Source organism: Loktanella sp. Alg231-35, assembly GCF_900143545.1.
Taxonomy (GTDB): domain Bacteria; phylum Pseudomonadota; class Alphaproteobacteria; order Rhodobacterales; family Rhodobacteraceae; genus Yoonia.
Map to the genome: position 1 here is coordinate 1 of NZ_FREV01000007.1, position 19,430 is coordinate 19,430.

The following is a 19,430-nucleotide window of genomic DNA, read 5'->3' on the forward strand; positions in this document are numbered from 1 at the left end:
CAAGCTCCGCCACGATCTTCTTGAGCCGATCATTCTCTTTCTGAAGCGCCTTCAGATTGGCCATCTCCGATCGTCCCATGCCACCAAACCGTTTGCGCCATGTGTAATAGGTCGCGTCGCTGACACCAGCACTTCTGCAGGCCGTCGCTACATCTGAGCCAGACGCTAGGCTCAGTTCAATCTCACGCAAAAGCCGAAGAACATCTTCATCCGAGTACCGTTTCCGTGCCATCAATCCAATCTCCAAAACTAAGCCAACTTTGGCACAGTTTTAGGGGGTCAAGACATGGCGCAATACCATCTGGCGTAACAGCGTTGCTGGTCGTCGAAGACGAACTGGACAGTGGCACGGTGTCACCACCCGCGTTTGTGAAATCGAAGACAGACGTCACATCAAAGGTGTATGTCTGCTCATTTGTCAGACCGGGTATCGCAATAGGGCCGCCAATAGCAGATGCGGGAACCGTGATCTGGGTCCCATCTGGCTGAATGGTGACCAGATATTCTATTGGTGTATTGCCGGTGAGTGGAGGCGTAATCGTCAGCGAGCCATCCCCGTTGCCAGCCGTGGCAACGACACTTGCGGGTGGTAGTGGCGCGTTGGGGTTTTCTGCACCTCCAGTAATGTCTACCCTGAAATCGACAGTTGTGCCGAAACCATATGAGCCGCAAAGATTTGGGCTTCCGGCAAACTGCATGATCATCCGGCCATAGGACGTACCATTGAACGCTGTTGCGGGAATGGCGGTGGATGCGCCCGAAAAGGTCAGACCAGTTCCATCAACATCCGCGTTCTGCGTGAATACGCGTTCGGTGGCATCGTCGATGACACCATCCTGGTTCAAATCCAGCCACAAGATGACGAATTCGTTGAATGTAGAGCCGCTTGTGATGACGTCGACTTCAATGTCAAAGGTCGCGCCAGCGTTGACCGTGCTGATAGACGCATCAGAGCCGTCAAGGTAGTTTGTGTTGGGCGCAACGGCGATATCATTGCCACCAATGCCAACTCGCGTCACCCATTCAATCGTTGCAGTGTCACTTGCTGACGAACAAAGCGGTGACGCCGCATATGCGGTTGTCGGCGCGCCCACGGCAAGGATCGCACTGGAAAGGGCAGCTACGGATGTTGTCGTCTGGTACTAACGGGACGCGAGACTCTTTGTCATTTCTTATACACACTCTATCTTGTCCAACGATGGCGCTTTCGGCACATCCATCGGAATTGGGTTCAGACGAGCTATGGGACCACATGGTGAAATACCTAAAGCCAAGCGCACGTCGGGTGGTCCTAGATGGCCCTCCAAATATGTCACAAATTTGATTCAATAGCGGTTTGGATTGAGATGTTGCGGCCACAATTCCAATTTTGAACGCGTTGAAAATATGAGCAGAAATTTCAAATGTGTCTGAAATTTGGTCAATTCCAGCCCAATAATCGACACACCTGAAGGTTGCATTTGTCTGGTGGTCACAATTGCTGGCGAATCAGTGCTGATACGGGATTGCTTGAACATTACAGAGGAGATGAGCGTCAACATGCTGGATAGTTCGATCAGCCTTGGGCGCACCTGACGACACCCCACTGACTGCGTACCTAGATATGCAAACTCGACGGCCGAAAGATCGTGTTCATGTGGTCGCTTTGCACATCAGTCACGAACGGCCTTTGCACTCCAGGAATGATGCACACATCGTAAATCTCGGACGCGACACCTTCGATGGTCAGCGTTTGCTTGATTTCGCCACTGCGCAGGTCAACGATGGAAATCTGGCATTGCGGCGCGATGTTGTCGCGCGTCAGGATGTCGTTCAGTGGTGTTTCGTCGTTGCCTTCAAAAACGCCATGCTCTCTTGGCTTTGAGGAACCAACAAAGGCAAAATGCCGCCAGAAGGCGATCCCACGGGTAAAACCGGGGATGAAGCAGATGGGGGTATAGACACCGGTCTTGCGATCCACATGGCCAAACTCACCGCAGCCACTGTTTGCCACGTAAAGCTCGCCCTCATGGATCTGTGGCGAATGCGGCATATGCAAGCCACGGCAGAGTACCTCATTGGTGGTGACATCCATCACGATGCCGGTGCCTTCGCTTTTTGAGTTGTTTCGCCAGCCTCTGATGTCGTCGGTTTCGGCAAAGGCGGTCACATATTTAGGCTTGCCATCCTCAAGGGCCAAACAGTTCAGATGGCATTTATCGCCATATTCAAACTGGCTGATGAAGGGCGGCTTCCAGACCGGCTCAAAGCTCCACTTGGGGTGCAGTTTCCCGATGCAGTTGAAATTGCACGAGATGAAATAGACCCCTTCATCAGAGGCGCGCACATCATGCAGGTTGATCATGCCGGTTGTCGTGGCACCCATCGGGACAAAAACCGCGTCGTGGCCTTGGGACGTCTGGCCGGGTTGGAGGAAATTCTCAAACCGCCAAAGCTGCTTTTGCCCCGCCATCCAGAGTGTCTGGTTGTGCATGCTGAGCCCCATAGAGCGGGGGAAATTCGCCTCAGAGAACTGGAAGGTTCCGAGCGGGTCGAACCCCACCATGAAGAGTTTGCCAATATGGTAGGTGTTGAATGCGATAGAAAAGCGGCGCTGCGCCATCCATTGACGCAGGCCCGGCGACGTGCTGATCGTGATTTTGCGCGTCTCTTTGTCTGGTGTTTCCACCTGGCTGATGTCAAAGGATTCGCGGTCGCCGGTTTGTTCCATCGATTGACACTAACACTGCTGGACGTAACTATGAATTGTTACAACTAGAGCGATGACGCTCAAACAACAACAGTCAAGGCAGTGCCATGCAAACAACTGAAAAAGGCGCAGCCCCGGACGATGGCGGCATGATCCAGGTATCGCCGCTTTATCCCAATCAGGACGTGCTGGGTGTGATCGGCGAGTTTTGCTTCTTGTGTTTTCATTCGAAAGTGCATCGCAACTGGACAATGGAAATGATCGGCAAGGTGTTCGAGCCTCCGATCTATCTTAAGCAGTTTCAGGTGTACCGTGCGCGTGACGTTCCCCGCGGGCTGGTCACATGGGCCCAGATGGACGCGGCGACAGAGGCCAAATTCATCAAAGGCAACGGGCTTGACACCTATGACGAATGGAAATCAGGCAACAACCTTTGGGTTGTCGATTTGATTGCGCCCTGGGGCCATGGCAAGGCCATTATTGCTGATGTGCTAAAGACTATACCCGGCACGTCATTCAAGACATTGCGCGTGCGCGGCGGCCGAAAACGGGTTGTCGAGTACTACCGCAGCGACGTCGAAAGCAAATGGAAAATTCGCACAATTTAGTGGCACAGGTTACCTCGCTCTTGACGCAAGGCGGCATAAGCTGTGACCGTATCAAAACGCTGTGACAGCGCTTGTCCAGAAGACACATTGGAGATGGGCTTTTGCCCCAAAGATCGCTAATGTGAGGTAGCTGCGACGCAGCGTGAGATTTGGAGACATGCAATGGTTGGCTTGGTCGGACCCACTACAGCATCGGCAACAGAAGGCCTGAACGGCGCAGGAAACGTGACCGTGACTGGCTCTGTCAGCAACACCGATCCGGGTATCTACATTTGGCTGGCTGGTGGAAACACCGTACTGTCTGCACCGGGCTTTGGTACGCTGACTATCACGCAGAACACTGCGAACGGTGAAGGCGGCTACACGTGGTCGTTCGTGTTTGATTCCGATGACCCCGCGCTGGACACACTGGATAGCGGTTCAACGCTGGATATTACCTTTAATGTCCGCGTCTTTGATGTCTCTTGGACAGGTACGGGCGATGCCTCAACTCAGAGTGGGATTCCGGTTATTGATACCCATCAGGTCACGATCACCATCTTTGGTGAGAACGAAGTTTGCTTTACCCGTGGCACAGAAATTGCCACACCAGATGGCGCCCGCCTGATTGAAGACCTTCAAGTGGGTGATTTGATCCTAACACAAGATAACAAAACGAGACCTATCAAATGGCTTGGGTACTCCGAAATTTCCGACGCCCGGCGGCGCGGCAACGATGGGTTGGAGCCGATCCTGATCGAGAAAGGCGCTATTGAGCCAAACATCCCCTCTCGCGATTTGGTTGTTTCGCCACAACACCGAGTTCTGTTGACCGGGCAAGTGGCCGATGCGCTATTTGAATCTCAGGATCGCCTTGTCGCGGCAAAGCACCTTTGCGATGGGCAGCGGATCAGACCTTGTGGTGAGCGCTTTGAGAAATTGGAATACTGGCATCTGATGCTTGATGATCATGATGTTGTCGTCGCAAATGGCTGCCCGGTTGAATCTTTCTATTTTGGTCCGATGTCGGCGGTGATCCTCGACAGTGGTCAGGTCAATGAGTTGAAAGAAATCTTCCCGGACTTGGCGGCAGGCGGGCGCGAGCTGGCCTACCCGGTGCTGAAAGCCCGCGAAGCCGGACGTGTGATCGCACATCTGGACAGCAGTGCGTCCCAACCAATCTCTCTTTGACGCATCTGCACCTTGTTTCAGGCCCTAGGCGTGCTCACTTCAGCGCGCGCGCCAGAAAGGCCCGCGTCGCTTCTTGCTGTGGTGCGTCGAACAACCGCTCCGGCGGGCCCTCTTCCACGATGCGTCCATCCGCCAAAAAACAAACTTTGTCGGCGGCTTCTCGTGCGAACCCCATTTCATGGGTCGCAAGTACCATGGTCATACCCTGGTTCTTCAGCATCAGCAGAACGTCCAGCACTTCGCCCACCAATTGCGGATCAAGCGCCGACGTAATCTCATCAAACAGCATCACCTCGGGGCGCATGGCCAAGGCGCGCACGATGGCCACGCGTTGTTGTTGACCGCCTGACAGTTGATCGGGGTAGTTGTGCATCCGGTCCGCCAGACCAAACCGCGCAAATAGCGCCTCAACTTCGGGCTGCACCTCGGCCCGCGACAGACCGCGCACCCGCCGGGGGGCCAGCATGGCGTTTTCCAATGCGGTCATATGCGGAAACAGGTTGAAACTTTGAAACACCATGCCGATCCGAGAACGCACGCCTTGCGGGTTCAAGCCCGGTTCGGCGATATCTTCGCCATCCAACAGGATTTCCCCGTCCTCGACCGGTTCCAGCAGGTTGATGCACCGCAGCAGCGTGGATTTTCCCGCGCCCGACGCCCCGATCAAACAGACCATCTGGCCTTCTGTCACGTCCAAATTGATCCCGTCGCAAACCGTTGTGTCGCCGAACCGTTTGACGACACCGCGCAATTCTAGCTTGGCCATCAGCTGCGATCCCGCATTTGCCGTGCCATCAGATAGTCGGCATAGCGCGTGGCTGGGATGGTCACGATCAGAAAAATGATCGCAGCCCCGACATAGGGTGTAAAATTCGCCAACAGCGATTTGAACACGCCCGCCTGCCGAAAAATCTCGACCGGGCCGATGAAGCTGAGCAATGAGACATCCTTTTGCAATGCGATCAGCATGTTCATCTGCGATGGGACAACGTTGCGGATGGCCTGCGGCAGGACAACGTCTCGCATCACCTGCCGATCTGCCAGTCCCAGCGATGAGGCCGCAGCACGTTGGCTTTGGTGGACACTATCGATGCCCGACCGGAAAATTTCGGCGACATAGGCCGAATAGGTCAGGATCAGCGCGAGCGAACCCCAAATATAGGGCGAATTCCAAGGCCGCGGCAGACCCAGCCCCGGAATGCCAAAACCGATCAGATAGACGGTGAGAATGACCGGCACCCCGCGAAATACGTCTGTAAACGCAGCCCCAAAGATACGCAGCGGGAACAAAGCCGGTGATTTAGCGTCTCGCGCTAATGCTATCAGCAGCCCCAGCACGGCAATGGCAGGTGCGGACCAAGCGAAGATCATCACATTGACGGTGAAGGCTTCCAGCAGTTTGGGAAAGGACTTGGCCAACACCTCGCCGTTGAAGAAGCTCTTTTGCACCTTCTCCCAACCGGGAGCCATGGGCACAAAGATCACGATAGCTGCAACCACGATCACCGTACTTGTTGCCGCGATGATCAGTGACCGCCTGCGCTGCTGCGCCTCATAGCGTTCGCGGCGGGTCATCCCCGCCGCCTGTTTCAGCGCCATATTACTTGATCAGCGGAACACCGGTGGTGTCCTGAAGCCATTCCGCCTCAATCGCGGCCAGATCGCCGCTTTCGGTCAAGGCTGCAAGCGCTTCATCCACGCAGGTCTTCAGCGGATTGCCGTCTTCCAACAGCATGCCAAACTGATCAGGGTTGTCGCTGGCATCCGGTGCGAACTGCCCGATCACCTTTGATCCTTCGATCATCACAGCGCTCAGAAAAAGCGCCGTGGGCAGATCAAACAAAGCCGCATCAATCTGGTTGGCAGACATCGCTGCGTTCACATCAGCATTGTCGCCATAAAGCAGCGGGTCGTTGCTGGGTTGAATGACGCTGGCCAATTTAGGCACAGCCGTCGTTGATCCGACTGCCCCCCATTGCAATTCGCGCAGCGCATCAAGCGTTGCTTCGGTGTCGATCGCGCCTGGGCTGACCAGAACGGCCATGGGGGCGGTGTAATAAGGTGCCGAGAAATCTACGATTTCATCGCGCTCTGGCGTGATCGAGTACTGCTGCATGTTGACGTCAAAGTTCTTTGCCCCCGGCTGGATCGCCTCATCAAAGGATGATCTGACCCAAACCACATCTTCAGCCGCAAACCCCATTTCCGCGGCAACCGCATAAGCAACAGCGGCTTCAAACCCCTGCCCGCTTTCAGGCGCGTCATCCATGACCCAAGGGTAGTAGGCAGGATTGCCCGTCGCGATTGTGAATTTGCCGTCGGTGAGCGTCTTTCCAGCCGCACAATGACCACCGGCAAAAGCGGCGGTCGACATCAGCGCAAGGGCGACAGCGCTGGCAGAGAGCATCTTGGACATATCATCAAACCTTCTGTTGGATACACTTTTGCCAAAGCGTAGTAGCGCATGCCAAAGGTGTCCAGCGTGATGCCGCCCTGCCCGATGCGGTCAAAGCTCGCCTCCGGCGCGGCGTTCATGCAGCATGATATGCAGGTTCGCGCCTATGGTGGAAATCGGACGTGGTGGCAGGCGGCTTGGCGGATCGGCATTCAGCGCACGACTGAGCCCCGGTGAGGTCACTCCCATCGCCAGCTCCGCCGCTGTCACCCCGGCAAAGGTGCCTTTGGCAGTGCCAAGCCCATTTTGGCAGCAGGCAGCGTAAAGCCCTGGTTCCAACTCCTGAATGACCTGCACGTTGTTGCGACTCAGGCAAAGACGCCCGCCCCAGCGGTACTCCATCTTGACCCCGGACAGCATCGGAAAACGCGCGGCGAATGCGGCGTCATGGTCCTGCCCAATGCGCGCGATGCGTTTGTCGGACACCTCCATTGACGGGTCAAAGGTAAAGCGATTGCGGATCACGATCCTGTCGCCACCGGTCCCGCTGATGCGCCGGACGGTGGTGCCAAGCGGATCGGCAGGCGTGATCCCCCAGATCGGATCACCGCCAAGACGCGCGACCGCATCATCCGTCAATGCGTATGTCATCGAGGCGTAAGTGAAGACGTTCATTAGCCGGCGGGCCAGATATCCAAAGCTGGCCAGATGCCCGTTCACCGCCATGATAACTTTGGGGGCAGTCACTTTGCCCTTGGGCGTGGTGGCCACCCAGTTGCCATCGCGCTTCAGCTCAATGACGGGGCTGTTTTCATACAAAGAGATCCGGTTTGAGCGCAGACCCACTGCCACGCCGCGCACAAAGCGTGCCGGTTGGATGACAGCTGTTCCTGGGGTAAAAAGACCGCCCCGGTAATAATCTGTGCCCGTAATCCGCTGCATCTGTTGTTCGCTCAGCAGATTATGCGCTTCACCCATGGCCGAAAGGTGCTTGGCATAGTTTTCGTTGTGCGAAAGCCCCTTTTGAGTAGCTGCCCCATTGATTTTACCCGATTGCACAAAGGCTTCGGCATCCAGCCCGTATTCTTCGGCCATTTCGCTGGCGTAAGAGATACCGCGCCGGTTATCTTCGGTCTGCGCCCGGTCATGCGCCAACTGCCCGCCATAATCAGCACTGGCCAGATCATGTGGCAAATCAATCATAAAGCCCGAATTGCGCCCCGCTGGCCCCTCGCCCACACGCACGGCATCCAGCACGACGATCCGATCATCTGGCGCAAGTTTCGACAGACGGTGGGCGGCAGCAAGCCCCGCAAATCCCGCACCAATGACAAGCCAATCTGCCGTGACTGTGTCTTCCAACGGCGTGGCCGGTGCGGCGGGTGGTAATAGGCTGTTCCAACCGGCAGGACCGGGGTCTTTGGGTAGACGCTTGGCCTTCATCCTAATGGTCCTGGTTCAATGCATCAGCGGCAGGAATTTCAGTCTCGCGGCGTCTGATATAGTCCAGCAGCGCCTCGTTGACGCCCTCGTCCAGCATGGGTTCTTCATATTCATTTAGCATGGCCTTGGCGCGGATCAGTGCGCGCTCGGTGATCTCGATGCCGCCTTCGGCCTGCCATTGCTCGATCGAGTTGTTGTCAAACATCTCGGGCATGAAAAATGCCTTCTGAAAATGCTCCAGCGTGTGAGCGTGCCCCAGATAATGCCCACCTGGGCCGATATCGGGCACGGCGGCGATTGCTTCGTCAAAGTCGTCCCAGTTGATCCCTTCGGCCATCCGGTAGCCCATCGCGCACATTTCAGCATCGACAATGAATTTGGCGGTTGAACAGTGCATCCCCGCCTCGTTCCAGCCGGCACTGTGCCAGATGTAGTTGGCACCCGCCATGAGCACCGCGTTCAGCGTCATGGCGGATTCGTAGCCGGCCTGCGCGTCAAAGGTCTTGGCCCCGCCAAGCGTATTGGAGGTTCGCCATGGCACACCATAAAACCGCGCCATCTGACCAATCATAAAGTTCATCAGGCTAATCTCTGGCGTGCCCGCCATGGGCGCACCAGATTTCATCGACACAGTGCTGAGGTAGTGACCATAGATGGCCGGGCACCCTTTCTTGATGACTTGGGTATAGGCCAAAGCGCTAAGCGCTTCGGCATTCAGCTGCGCCACAGTGGCCGCTGTTGAAGCAGGGGTATTCGCTCCACCCAAGACGAAAGGCGAACATAAGACCGGCTGGTTGCGGCGGCAAAAAGCACGCATCGCCCCCAGCATCGTTTCATCCCAAACAAGCGGTGAGTTCCCGTTGCAGTTCCCGGTGACTACGGGATGGGTATCAATAAAGTCGTCACCAAAGAGGATCGCGCACATCTCGATCACATCTTCAGCGTTTTTGGGGCTGGTCGTCATGCCCATGAAGGTCTTGTCGGAATGCTTCATCGACGAATAGGTGATCCGCAGATGCCTTTGGCTGATCGGATGATCATAAGGTTCCACGATATGATGCGCGGACGAATGGATCGCGGGCAACATGTGGCTCAGCTTGTGAAAATTCGCCAAATCATCAAGCGTCGGATTGCGCCGCTGATCTTCTAGGTCGCGCAGGAATGGGGCGCCCGTCATAGGCACAAAGATGCAGTGATCCTTGCCAAAGGGCAGGTTATTGGCGGGGTTACGTGCATGATAGGTGAATGTTTCGGGAATGGTTGCGATGAGCTCGCGCACCAGTGCGCGGTCCAGAAAAACCAGCTCGCCTACAACCTTGGCCCCTGCCCGCTTCCAATCGGCCAAGGCAATCGGGTCACGGAACTGAACGCCGACGTTTTCCAGAATATCCATCGAGGCGGCATCGATCTTTTCGACCTGCTCTGGCGTCATGGGTTCCGTCAGTGGCAAGCGCCTTTTCAATGCAGGCAACATCGCCACATCGCGGGTCTGGCGGATCGCCTTGCGCGCACCGCGTCCGCGACGAACCGTGCCAACCGCATCAACGCTCATGATACATTGTCCCCATCGGCGGGATCAGTCAGGTCGATCCAGATGGTTTTGAGCTCGGTATACTGGTCGTGGGCATGCAACCCGTTGTCGCGCCCGCCAAAGCCAGACTGCTTGTAGCCGCCAAAGGGCGTGGCCATATTGCCTTCGCCATAACAATTGATCGTGACCGTACCTGCCCGGATGTCGCGCGCGGCGCGCATGGCATCGCGGCCACCTGCGGAAAAGATTGACGCGGCAAGCCCATAGTCGGTGTCATTGGCGACCTGCACGGCCTCATCATTGCTGGCCACTTCGATTACGCCCAGAACAGGGCCGAAAATCTCTTCGCGGGCGCGCACGTCATCTGCTGACATCTCGATCACGACGGGGGCAACGAAGGGGCTGTCTTCGCTGCTATCGAGATAGCTGCGCACCTTGGCGCAATGCCCTTGATCAATCAGCGCACCAATGTGATTTGCCGGGTCCAGCGGATCGCCGGTTTTCCAATTGCGCAAATGCGCCTCGATCTTTTCCATCAACGCCGCTTTGACAGCCTTATGCACGATCAGCCGCGAAGTGGCAGAGCAGTTTTGCCCGGCATTCCAGAACGCCGCATTCACAACATGGCCTGCCACGTGGTCGAGGTTCTCTGCATCGTCAAAGACAACCGCCGGGTTCTTGCCGCCACACTCCAGCACGATCTTCTTGAGGTTGCTATCGGCCGCATAGCGCAGGAAATGGCGACCGGTTTCGGTTGAGCCGGTAAAGCTGACCATATCAACGTCCATGTGACGGCCCAAAGGCTCACCCACAGATGGACCATCGCCCGGCAAGACCTGCAAGACACCGCGCGGAATGCCCGCTTCAGCGGCAAGCTCGGCCACGCGCAGTGCGGTCAGGCTGGTCTGCTCTGCCGGTTTCACGATCACCGAACAGCCTGCGGCAAGGGCCGGGCCGATTTTCCAGGCCAGCATCATCAACGGGAAATTCCATGGCAGGACGGCAGCAACAACACCAATGGGTTCGCGCACGATCATGGCCATGGCACTGTCGCCTGTGGGAGCAGTCTGATCATAGATCTTATCGGCAGCTTCGGCATGCCATTTGATACAATGAATGGTCTCGGGCAGATCAATCTGCTCACAATCGGCAATCGGCTTACCGCTCTCGATACTTTCCATGACCGCCAGTTCGCGCCTGTTCCGGGTGATCAGCTTGCACAGGCGGATCAGCACATCCTTGCGCGCGTCGGGGTCCATCTTTGACCAATGCCCCTGATCAAAGGCCTCGCGGCCCTTGGCAACGGCCAAATCAACATCAACGGCATCAGCACAAGAGATTTGCGCAATCTCCGCACCTGTTGCCGGGTTCGTTGTCGCCATCATCGGGCCATTCCCAGCGCGGTATTTGCCGTCGATAAACGGGCTGCGCGGCAGGTCGAGCGTTGCTGCGATTGCCTGATACTCGGCATGTGTCAGAAGGTCAGTCATATCTTTTGCCCCGTAATGTTAGTGATTGCCGTGTTCATGGTGCGGATCACATCGGCCAAGGCGCGTTTGTCGTCCTTGTTGAGCGGTTGCAGCGGCTTGCGTGGTGGTCCGGCATCAATCCCGCGCAGGGTCAGCCCGTATTTGATGCATTGCACAAATTTACCGCCCTGTTCGAGCACACGCATCAGCGGCAACATCGCTGACATGATCGCACGGCCTTTGGTGAAATCCCCTTCAACCGCGCAGGCCTGATAAAGTGCGATATGCGCCTCTGGTGCGAAATTGGACCCGGCACAGACCCAAGACCGCGCACCCCATGCAAAGAACTCCAGTGCCTGATCGTCCATACCGCAGGACAGCGCGATATGCGGATAATCGCGGGCCAGCATATGCAGACGGTTGACGTCACCAGAGCTTTCCTTGATGGCGCAGAAATTCGGGCTGCGACCCAGACGGTCAAGGCATTCTTCATCCATATTCACGGACATCCGACCGGGATAATTGTAAAGCATCACGGGAAGGTTGGCCGCGCGGTCCACTGCGAGGGCATGCAAGGCAATCTCGCGACCTGTTGGGTAGGCATAAGGCGGTGTTGCCACCAATAGCGCATCTGCGCCGGCATCTTTGGCCGCTTTGGCAAACATCACACTGTCTTCGGTGCGGATAGCGCCGGTGCCAACAATCATCGGAACGCGCCCACCGATCAAGGCCTTGGCGGTGGTCATCATCTCAATCCGCTCATCAGCGGTCTGCGCGTAGTATTCGCCGGTTGACCCTGCCACTATGATCCCGTGCACACCTGATGCAATCAGGTGGTCAACAGTCTGTGCGAAGGCAGTCTCATTCAAAGAAAAGTCATCATGATAAGGCGTGACAATGGGGGTATAGATGCCTTCAAACTGCATGGCTGTTGTCCTTCAGAGAGATCACATTGACCGGGAGCGGATCAGGACGCACGAAACGCTCCATCTGATCGCGGCTGAGGTCCCAGTGCTGGATGGTCAGATCGATGGCCAAAGCGCCTTCGCGCGCTTCAATCGCAGTGATCAAGGCCTCGTGCTGCTCAATCGCCTTACGCACCAGATTGCTTTCGGCAGGTGACGACGGGTTGTAAAATGTCTGGCTAAGGCGCGTGTGGTCAATCAGCAAGCGCGACAGCGCGGCCTCAAGATAGGCGTTCTGGGCCATGTCGCCGATGATGGCATGAAAGCGGTGATTGGCGAGGGCGGCTTCTTCGCTTTGGTTCGCTTTGGCCGCCTTGGCAAATTTCAGTTGTGCCGTTTTGAGGTCGTCAATCTGGCCACCTGTCCAGGTTTCCGCCGCCAGTCGCGAAATGTTGGCGTAGATCATCGGCGCAGTCTGAAAGAAGGTCCGCATCACCGCGATATCCATCGACGCCACCTTCGCCCCGCGATTGGGCGTCCGCGCGGCATAGCCTTCGCCCATCAGGCGCTGCAGCACTTCGCGCATGGGGGTACGGGACATACCATAAAGCGCGGTCAGGCTGATCTCATCCAAGTCAGAACCCGGCACCAACTCGGTCGAGAGGATGCGGCGTTTGAGGTCTTCAAGACATGCGTCTTTTGAGAATCGGGTCATGTGTGTTATCCAATCTGTATACACAATGTATACATTTCGATTTCACGCAAGTTTATTCTTCCGATGTAAACCACGGCAGCGCAGCGCTACCCTGCAAGCAAAGGGGATATTGTTGCTTTGGATATTCAAAGTGGTGCCCGCGGCCGGACTCGAACCGGCACGGCCATACGGCCAAGAGATTTTAAGTCTCCAGTGTCTACCATTCCACCACGCGGGCACGGCGCTATTCCTATGCGCAGTAGCCGTGGTCGGCAAGCGGTGATCAGAGGTCGGTGCCCATTGGTTCCGTCAGCAGCGCACGCTCTTGCAGCCAGGGGTTCATCTTGACCGCCGCACGCAGCGCTTCTTGCGCTTCTTCATCGCGGCCAAGCCCCAACAGCGTCAGCCCTTTACCCGATAATGCGGCGATGTGGTTTGGCATGATCTCAAGGGCGACGTTGAGGTCTGCAAGTGCCGCCTCAAAATCTTGCGCAAGGTAACTGGCAAAGGCCCGTTGGTTATACCCTTCGGCATAGTCAGGGCAGTAATCCACCAACCGCGTCAGCGTTTCGCGCGCGCCCAGAAAGTCGTAGATAGAACGCTGCGACATGCCTTCATCCAGCATCTCTTGGGCCAGCGCGTCAGGTGCATCAAGCCACAACTCCCAGAGCTGCTGGCTGAGCATTTGTGCCTCGCCCTGACCGCGGGAGGCGCTCAATTCACTTACAATTTGTGCGAGACGCGCACTGTGATCCGTGGCGGGTGGGCAGTTTTGGGCGAAAGCGGGTCCTGCTATGACGCAAATCGGCAATATCCATTTCATGCCTTGAGTATCTGAGGCAGCAACCGCTCAGGTCAAGTCACGACCCCGTGCCCGGCGTCAAGGGCGACAGTCCTTCTTCCTTGACTGCCTGCATGGCCACATAGGTCGACGTGCTGGCGACATGTGGCAAGGTCGAGATTTTCTCTGCCAAAACAGCGCGATAACCCGGCATACCGGCTGTGCGCACCTTCAACAGATAGTCAAACGCCCCGGCAATCAGGTGACATTGTTCGATTTCCGGCACCTTCAGAACCGCACTGTTAAACGCCGCCAATGCGCTTTCGCGGGTGTCCGACAGTTTGACCTCGACAAAGGCCACGTGGTCGCGCCCCAGTCGGATTGCATCATAAAGCGCGCGGTAGCCGCGGATCACACCTTGATCCTCCAGCCGTTTGAGCCGCGCCTGCGTCGGCGACTTCGACAACCCGATGCGGCGTGCAAGTTCTGTCACGCTGATCCGCCCCTCGACGGTCAGGATATCGAGAATCTTGCGATCAAACGTATCCAGTTCGGAAAGCATTTCGGCCATACAGTTACCTCTATTAAGTCGAATTGCCTTTCACTTTGCCAGACTGAAGGCATCTTGACTAGGAAATCTGGTATATGATGGGACAAACCCAACGCAGGAGCCAGCAATGCCGCGCGATCACAGCACCGACCTTCACCGTCAAATCGACCTTGCGATGTACCAAGACGAAGCGGCCAGTGTGCAGAACCTGATAGAGACAGCCGCACTGTCACAGGACGACCGTGCGCGGGTCTCTGACAAGGCGGCCGACCTGGTGCGTCAGATCCGTGGCAGCTCTGAACCCGGATTGATGGAGGTTTTTCTGGCCGAATATGGCCTGTCCACGGATGAAGGCATTGCATTGATGTGCCTTGCCGAGGCGCTGTTGCGCGTCCCTGACGCCGAAACCATGGACGATCTGATCGAGGATAAGATTGCACCTTCCGACTGGGGCAAGCATCTGGGCCACTCTGCCTCTTCGTTGGTCAATGCGTCCACATGGGCGTTGATGCTGACGGGCCGCGTGCTGGATGATGAAAAACCGGGCATGACCCGCCATCTGCGCAGTGCCGTCAAACGTCTGGGAGAGCCTGTGATCCGCACCGCCGTTGCCCGCGCCATGCGCGAAATGGGCCGCCAATTTGTCTTGGGTGAGGATATCGGCAAGGCCATGAAACGCGCTGAAGGCATGCAGGCCAAAGGCTTTACCTACAGCTATGATATGCTGGGCGAAGCCGCCCGCACGGATGCCGATGCCCGCAGCTATCATCTGGCTTATTCCCGTGCCATCAGTGCCATTGCCGAGCATTGCACACACACGAGTGTTGCAGAAAACCCCGGCATTTCTGTTAAGCTTTCGGCGCTGCATCCGCGCTATGAAGTGGCCCAAGACGCCCGGGTGATGGAGGAACTGGTCCCACGTGTACGTGCGCTGGCGCTTTTGGCGAAATCGGCGGGCATGGGCTTTAACATTGACGCTGAAGAGGCCGACCGTTTGTCGCTGTCGCTCAACGTGATCAGCGCGGTTCTGTCTGAACCTGCTTTGACCGGTTGGGATGGATTTGGCGTGGTTGTGCAGGCCTTCGGCCAGCGCGCGCCTTTGGTCATCGACTACCTGTATGATCTTGCCGAACGGTTGGACCGCAAGATCATGATCCGCCTTGTCAAAGGCGCATATTGGGACGCCGAGATCAAGCGTGCGCAGGTTGAGGGCATCGATGGCTTCCCCGTCTTCACCTCAAAACAGCACACCGACATCAGCTATATCGCCAACGCTCGCAAACTGCTGGACTTGACGGATCGCATCTATCCGCAATTCGCCACACACAATGCCAATACCGTCGCCGCCGTCCTCGACATGGCGCAAGGCATGGGGCGCGGGAAGGATGATTATGAATTCCAGCGTCTGCATGGCATGGGCGAAACGCTGCACACAATCGTGTTGCAGGCCGAGCAAACCCACTGCCGGATTTACGCCCCCGTCGGCGCACATGAGGACCTGCTGGCCTATCTGGTCCGCCGTTTGTTGGAAAACGGCGCGAACTCCAGCTTTGTTAATCAGATCGTTGATGAAGACGTACCCCCAGAGGTCGTGGCAGCCTGCCCCTTTGAAAGCGCAGGCGTTGGTCCGCAACTGCCGACCGGGCCGAACCTCTATCAACCGCAACGCATCAATTCGAAAGGCTGGGATCTGACCCATGGGCCAACACTGGATTTAATCGCAAAACAACGTGAACCTTTGCGGACAGCGTCCTTTGTGGGTCACCCACTTACAGGGTCCGACCACGCCTATCCGCGCGCTGCATTCAAAACAGCGCAGCCGGTGCTGAACCCGGCCAAGCAGGGTGATGAGGTCGGTCAGGTGCAGGTGAGTACTGACAATGATATCGCCACAGCACTTGATGCCGCCAAACCATGGTCTGCGGATGTGGCAACGCGCGCCAAGGCTCTCAATGCTGCTGCGGACGCCTATGAGGCCCATGCTGAGGAACTTTTCGCGATCCTGTGTCGCGAAGCGGGCAAGGCGCTGCCGGATGCCATTGCGGAACTGCGCGAAGCCGTTGATTTCCTGCGCTACTACGCCGCCCAAGCGCACGCGGACCAGAGCGCTCGCGGCATCTGGACCTGCATCAGCCCATGGAACTTTCCGCTGGCAATCTTCACCGGGCAGATTGCGGCAGCACTGGCCGCAGGAAACGCGGTTCTTGCCAAACCCGCCGAGCAAACACCGCTGATCGCAACCCGCGCAGTGGCATTGTTGCATGCGGCGGGTGTCCCCGCATCTGCCTTGCAACTGTTACCCGGCGGTGGCGAGATCGGCGCGGCCTTGACGGGCGATGCCCGCATCAACGGCGTGGCGTTTACCGGCTCAACTGCCACTGCTTTGAAAATCCGCACCAACATGGCCGCACATTGCGCACCCGGCACGCCATTGATTGCAGAAACCGGCGGGTTGAATGCCATGATCGTCGACAGTACCGCCCTGCCCGAACATGCGGTGCGTGACATCATCAACGGGGCGTTCCGCTCTGCCGGGCAGCGCTGCTCGGCTTTGCGTTGCCTTTACGTGCAAGAGGATATCGCAGAACCGCTTTTGACTATGCTGAAGGGCGCGATGGATGAACTGAGCGTTGGTGACCCGTGGCATCTGTCCACCGATGTAGGCCCCGTCATTGATGCGGCCGCCCATGCGGGCATTGCGGACCACATTGCGACCGCACAAGCACAAGGCCGCATTATCCACCAGACCGACGCACCTGCACAGGGCCACTTTATCGCGCCCGTCGCCATCAAAGTGTCTGGCATCGCCGAAATGACCAAAGAGATCTTTGGGCCCGTCCTGCATGTTGCGACCTTCAAAGCCTCAGAGTTGGACGCAGTGATTGATGCAATCAACGCCACCGGCTATGGCCTGACCTTTGGCCTGCACACAAGGATCGATGACCGCGTACAGACGATTGTTGAGAAGGTTCAGGCGGGCAATCTCTATGTGAACCGCGACCAGATCGGCGCCATCGTGGGCAGTCAGCCATTTGGTGGCGAAGGCATGTCCGGGACCGGGCCAAAGGCTGGCGGACCACACTATCTGCCTCGTTTTACCGCCCGTCCTGTTTCCCCGGCAAAAGTGACATGGGCGGCAGCGGCAAATCAAGGAGACGTCGCAACCCGACTGCAAACCGCCAAAACCAATCAGGACTATCCTGTGACCGATCTGCCTGGCCCAACGGGTGAATCCAATCGGCACAGCCTACACGCGCGCGGTCCGATCCTGTGCATGGGACCGGGTGCCACCGCGGCGGCTGAGCAGGCAGAGGCTGTGACGGCTTTGGGCGGTATCGCAGTGAATGCCGAAGGTGATCTTGCGCCAAAGGCGCTGACCACCCTCACCCGGCTTGCGGGTGTTATCTGGTGGGGTGATGACGACACAGGACGCGCGATTGAAACGGCCCTGAGCAAACGCGAGGGGCCGATCACTGCGCTAATCACCGGGTTGCCTGACAAGGCCCATGTCCTGCACGAACGCCATGTCTGCATCGACACCACTGCTGCGGGGGGCAATGCTGCACTTTTGGCCGAAGTCGGCGGGGGCTGACGCCAGCTTCGGCTTGACCAAAGCCGCCACATGCATAACGGTCGCGCTATGTTTCCAATACGTGATCACAACCCGTCCGAGCGCACGCCTTATGTGACGCTGTCCCTCATTGCCATCAACGTCGTGGTGTTTCTGGCTGGGCTTGCCTTGCTGCAAAATGACCGGGCGTTGGGGCTGTTCTACTACGATTATGCCCTGCTACCGATCCGGCTGTCGCAGGGCGAGAACTATGCCGCATTGATTACGTCAACCTTCCTGCACGGCGGGTTTATGCATCTGGCGGGCAATATGCTGTTTTTGTGGATCTTCGGGGATAATCTGGAAGAGGACATGGGGCATATCCCCTTCCTCATCTTCTATCTGGTTTGCGGGATCGGTGCGGGGCTGGCGCAGTTTGCAACCGATCCGATGTCTGCGGTGCCCACCGTGGGTGCCTCGGGCGCGATTGCCGGGGTGATGGGCGGGTATCTGTTGCTTTATCCAAAAGCGCGAGTCGATATCTTTATCTTTTTCGTCGTCTTCTTCCGCATCTTCCCCATTCCGGCGTGGGTCATGCTGGGATTGTGGTTTGCGCTGCAGCTTTTCAATGGGTTTAGCATCGACACTACAGGTGGCGGTGTCGCCTATTGGGCGCATGCGGGTGGTTTTGTGATCGGGTTTGTCCTGACGCTGCCGCTTTGGCGCAAACTTGGTGGCGGGCTCTATTGGCGGCAAACGCACGGGCATCCGCCCCATCCAGAGGCGACCTATGGGCGCAGCAGCGTCCCCATCGTGCGGCGTTAGGTGTTACGAATAACCTTGGCGAAGGTTTCAAAGATCGGCTCATTGGCACAGATCAGCGCGCCGCTCTCTAGGATATCATCCTCAGGCGTGAGCGGCTCGATGATACCGCCCGCCTCGCGTACGATGACAACTCCGGCGGCGATGTCCCAGGCGTTCAGGCTACGTTCCCAAAACCCGTCATAGCGGCCAGCGGCGACATAGGCCAAATCAAGTGCCGCCGCACCAAAGCGGCGGACACCGGCACAGGATGGCATGATGCGCGCCAGATCTTGCAGCGATTCCGGCAGATCAATACGGCCACCAAACGGCAGGCCGGTTGCAAAGATGCTCTCAATCATCCGGTGGCGGCCAGAGACGCGCAGGCGGCTTTCATTCATCCATGCGCCGCCGCCCTTTTCGGCATAAAACATCTCGTCTTTGACGGGGTCATAGATGACACCGGCCACGATCTGCCCCTTGTGCTCCAACGCGATTGAGACCGCCCAATGCGGCAGGCCGTGCAGAAAGTTCGTCGTCCCGTCCAGCGGATCAACAATCCAGCGGCGCGTGGGATCTTCGCCATCAACCTCTGTGCCTTCTTCGCCAAGGAAACCATAAGAGGGGCGCGCGTGCATCAGCTCTTCTTTGATCAGCGCCTCCGCAGCCTTATCCGCACGGCTGACAAAATCGCCGGGGCCCTTGGTGCTGACCTGCAGGTTCTCGACCTCGCCAAAATCTTTCAGCAAACCACGCCCTGCCTTACGGGCGGTTTTCATCATTACGTTCAGGTTTGCACTGCCAGCCATTGCGAGGTGTCCTTGGTTCGGGATCAAGCGCGGCG

Annotated in this window: 18 protein-coding genes and 1 tRNA gene; 4 read left to right on the top strand and 15 right to left on the bottom strand. The window is 57.2% G+C overall.

Annotated features, from left to right (window positions below; all coding sequences use genetic code 11):
- The 3 genes from DHN10_RS15955 to DHN10_RS15970 form a co-directional block, all read right to left on the bottom strand.
- A partial coding sequence (locus tag DHN10_RS15955; RefSeq protein ID WP_159087026.1) for a transposase occupies positions 1-232 on the bottom strand: 232 nt, incomplete at its 3' end.
- Positions 207-1,094, bottom strand: coding sequence for a GEVED domain-containing protein (locus tag DHN10_RS15960; protein WP_108816359.1), 888 nt, complete (start codon positions 1,092-1,094; stop codon positions 207-209). The genes DHN10_RS15955 and DHN10_RS15960, both read right to left, overlap by 26 nt.
- Positions 1,095-1,597: 503 nt before the next feature.
- Positions 1,598-2,710: a TIGR03032 family protein gene (locus tag DHN10_RS15970; protein ID WP_108816361.1), complete on the bottom strand. Its 1,113-nt coding sequence runs from the start codon at positions 2,708-2,710 to the stop codon at positions 1,598-1,600.
- A gap of 86 nt (positions 2,711-2,796) precedes the next feature.
- Between DHN10_RS15970 and DHN10_RS15975 the strand changes: the two genes are divergently transcribed.
- Both DHN10_RS15975 and DHN10_RS15980 read left to right on the top strand, forming a co-directional pair.
- Positions 2,797-3,297 carry a toxin-activating lysine-acyltransferase gene (locus tag DHN10_RS15975; protein WP_108816362.1) on the top strand — a complete coding sequence of 167 codons (501 nt, stop codon included), beginning with the start codon at positions 2,797-2,799 and terminating at the stop codon, positions 3,295-3,297.
- A 162-nt stretch (positions 3,298-3,459) separates the two neighbouring features.
- Positions 3,460-4,467 (top strand): Hint domain-containing protein, encoded by a 1,008-nt coding sequence (locus tag DHN10_RS15980; RefSeq protein ID WP_108816363.1) that lies wholly within the window; start codon positions 3,460-3,462, stop codon positions 4,465-4,467.
- Positions 4,468-4,501: 34 nt separating this feature from the next.
- Here DHN10_RS15980 and DHN10_RS15985 read toward each other — a convergent pair whose 3' ends face one another.
- From DHN10_RS15985 to DHN10_RS16035, 11 genes are all read right to left on the bottom strand, one after another.
- On the bottom strand, positions 4,502-5,233 hold the full coding sequence (locus tag DHN10_RS15985) for an amino acid ABC transporter ATP-binding protein (protein WP_108816364.1): 732 nt from the start codon (positions 5,231-5,233) through the stop codon (positions 4,502-4,504).
- On the bottom strand, positions 5,233-6,066 hold the full coding sequence (locus DHN10_RS15990) for an amino acid ABC transporter permease (RefSeq protein ID WP_108816365.1): 834 nt from the start codon (positions 6,064-6,066) through the stop codon (positions 5,233-5,235). The genes DHN10_RS15985 and DHN10_RS15990 overlap by 1 nt, the downstream gene beginning before the upstream one ends.
- Before the next feature lies 1 nt (position 6,067).
- Positions 6,068-6,883: an ABC transporter substrate-binding protein gene (locus DHN10_RS15995; RefSeq protein ID WP_108816366.1), complete on the bottom strand. Its 816-nt coding sequence runs from the start codon at positions 6,881-6,883 to the stop codon at positions 6,068-6,070.
- Between the two features lie 90 nt (positions 6,884-6,973).
- On the bottom strand, positions 6,974-8,305 hold the full coding sequence (locus DHN10_RS16000; RefSeq protein WP_108816367.1) for an NAD(P)/FAD-dependent oxidoreductase: 1,332 nt from the start codon (positions 8,303-8,305) through the stop codon (positions 6,974-6,976).
- A gap of 1 nt (position 8,306) precedes the next feature.
- Positions 8,307-9,857 (bottom strand): trimethylamine methyltransferase family protein, encoded by a 1,551-nt coding sequence (locus DHN10_RS16005; protein WP_108816368.1) that lies wholly within the window; start codon positions 9,855-9,857, stop codon positions 8,307-8,309.
- Positions 9,854-11,326, bottom strand: coding sequence for an aldehyde dehydrogenase (locus tag DHN10_RS16010; protein ID WP_108816369.1), 1,473 nt, complete (start codon positions 11,324-11,326; stop codon positions 9,854-9,856). Before DHN10_RS16010 ends, DHN10_RS16005 begins: the two co-directional genes overlap by 4 nt.
- Positions 11,323-12,231: a dihydrodipicolinate synthase family protein gene (locus DHN10_RS16015; RefSeq protein WP_108816370.1), complete on the bottom strand. Its 909-nt coding sequence runs from the start codon at positions 12,229-12,231 to the stop codon at positions 11,323-11,325. The genes DHN10_RS16010 and DHN10_RS16015 overlap by 4 nt, the downstream gene beginning before the upstream one ends.
- Positions 12,221-12,925 carry a GntR family transcriptional regulator gene (locus DHN10_RS16020; protein ID WP_108816371.1) on the bottom strand — a complete coding sequence of 235 codons (705 nt, stop codon included), beginning with the start codon at positions 12,923-12,925 and terminating at the stop codon, positions 12,221-12,223. Before DHN10_RS16020 ends, DHN10_RS16015 begins: the two co-directional genes overlap by 11 nt.
- A 131-nt stretch (positions 12,926-13,056) precedes the next feature.
- A tRNA-Leu gene (locus tag DHN10_RS16025) sits at positions 13,057-13,142 on the bottom strand.
- A 45-nt stretch (positions 13,143-13,187) separates the two neighbouring features.
- Positions 13,188-13,622, bottom strand: a complete 435-nt coding sequence (locus DHN10_RS16030; RefSeq protein ID WP_234417161.1) for a tetratricopeptide repeat protein — start codon at positions 13,620-13,622, stop codon at positions 13,188-13,190.
- A gap of 142 nt (positions 13,623-13,764) precedes the next feature.
- On the bottom strand, positions 13,765-14,256 hold the full coding sequence (locus tag DHN10_RS16035; RefSeq protein ID WP_108816373.1) for an Lrp/AsnC family transcriptional regulator: 492 nt from the start codon (positions 14,254-14,256) through the stop codon (positions 13,765-13,767).
- Positions 14,257-14,362: 106 nt separating this feature from the next.
- On the opposite strand from DHN10_RS16035, the gene putA reads away from it, so the two are divergent.
- Together putA and DHN10_RS16045 are read left to right on the top strand one after the other, a co-directional pair.
- Complete coding sequence (gene putA, locus DHN10_RS16040) at positions 14,363-17,827, top strand: bifunctional proline dehydrogenase/L-glutamate gamma-semialdehyde dehydrogenase PutA (RefSeq protein WP_108816374.1); 3,465 nt, start codon at positions 14,363-14,365, stop codon at positions 17,825-17,827.
- A 48-nt stretch (positions 17,828-17,875) separates the two neighbouring features.
- Entirely contained in the window at positions 17,876-18,610 is a 735-nt protein-coding gene (locus tag DHN10_RS16045) for a rhomboid family intramembrane serine protease (protein WP_108816375.1), read from the top strand.
- On the opposite strand, the gene DHN10_RS16050 is transcribed toward DHN10_RS16045, so the two are convergent.
- The gene (locus DHN10_RS16050) at positions 18,607-19,395 is read right to left on the bottom strand and encodes an inositol monophosphatase family protein (protein ID WP_108816376.1); all 789 of its coding nucleotides are present in this window, start codon (positions 19,393-19,395) and stop codon (positions 18,607-18,609) included. The two genes, DHN10_RS16045 and DHN10_RS16050, sit on opposite strands and share 4 nt — an antisense overlap.
- Between the last annotated feature and the right edge of the window lie 35 nt (positions 19,396-19,430).

What these genes read in the sequence shown, in the direction of transcription:
- DHN10_RS16015 (WP_108816370.1), bottom strand. Translation starts at nt 12,231, where the DNA reads ATGCAGTTTGAAGGCATCTATACCCCCATTGTCACGCCTTATCATGAT.
- DHN10_RS16035 (WP_108816373.1), bottom strand. Translation starts at nt 14,256, where the DNA reads ATGGCCGAAATGCTTTCCGAACTGGATACGTTTGATCGCAAGATTCTC.
- DHN10_RS15985 (WP_108816364.1), bottom strand. Translation starts at nt 5,233, where the DNA reads ATGGCCAAGCTAGAATTGCGCGGTGTCGTCAAACGGTTCGGCGACACA.
- DHN10_RS15970 (WP_108816361.1), bottom strand. Translation starts at nt 2,710, where the DNA reads ATGGAACAAACCGGCGACCGCGAATCCTTTGACATCAGCCAGGTGGAA.
- DHN10_RS15980 (WP_108816363.1), top strand. Translation starts at nt 3,460, where the DNA reads ATGGTTGGCTTGGTCGGACCCACTACAGCATCGGCAACAGAAGGCCTG.
- DHN10_RS16020 (WP_108816371.1), bottom strand. Translation starts at nt 12,925, where the DNA reads ATGACCCGATTCTCAAAAGACGCATGTCTTGAAGACCTCAAACGCCGC.
- DHN10_RS16005 (WP_108816368.1), bottom strand. Translation starts at nt 9,857, where the DNA reads ATGAGCGTTGATGCGGTTGGCACGGTTCGTCGCGGACGCGGTGCGCGC.
- DHN10_RS16050 (WP_108816376.1), bottom strand. Translation starts at nt 19,395, where the DNA reads ATGGCTGGCAGTGCAAACCTGAACGTAATGATGAAAACCGCCCGTAAG.
- DHN10_RS16010 (WP_108816369.1), bottom strand. Translation starts at nt 11,326, where the DNA reads ATGACTGACCTTCTGACACATGCCGAGTATCAGGCAATCGCAGCAACG.
- DHN10_RS16045 (WP_108816375.1), top strand. Translation starts at nt 17,876, where the DNA reads ATGTTTCCAATACGTGATCACAACCCGTCCGAGCGCACGCCTTATGTG.
- DHN10_RS15995 (WP_108816366.1), bottom strand. Translation starts at nt 6,883, where the DNA reads ATGTCCAAGATGCTCTCTGCCAGCGCTGTCGCCCTTGCGCTGATGTCG.
- DHN10_RS15975 (WP_108816362.1), top strand. Translation starts at nt 2,797, where the DNA reads ATGCAAACAACTGAAAAAGGCGCAGCCCCGGACGATGGCGGCATGATC.
- putA (WP_108816374.1), top strand. Translation starts at nt 14,363, where the DNA reads ATGCCGCGCGATCACAGCACCGACCTTCACCGTCAAATCGACCTTGCG.
- DHN10_RS15990 (WP_108816365.1), bottom strand. Translation starts at nt 6,066, where the DNA reads ATGGCGCTGAAACAGGCGGCGGGGATGACCCGCCGCGAACGCTATGAG.
- DHN10_RS16000 (WP_108816367.1), bottom strand. Translation starts at nt 8,305, where the DNA reads ATGAAGGCCAAGCGTCTACCCAAAGACCCCGGTCCTGCCGGTTGGAAC.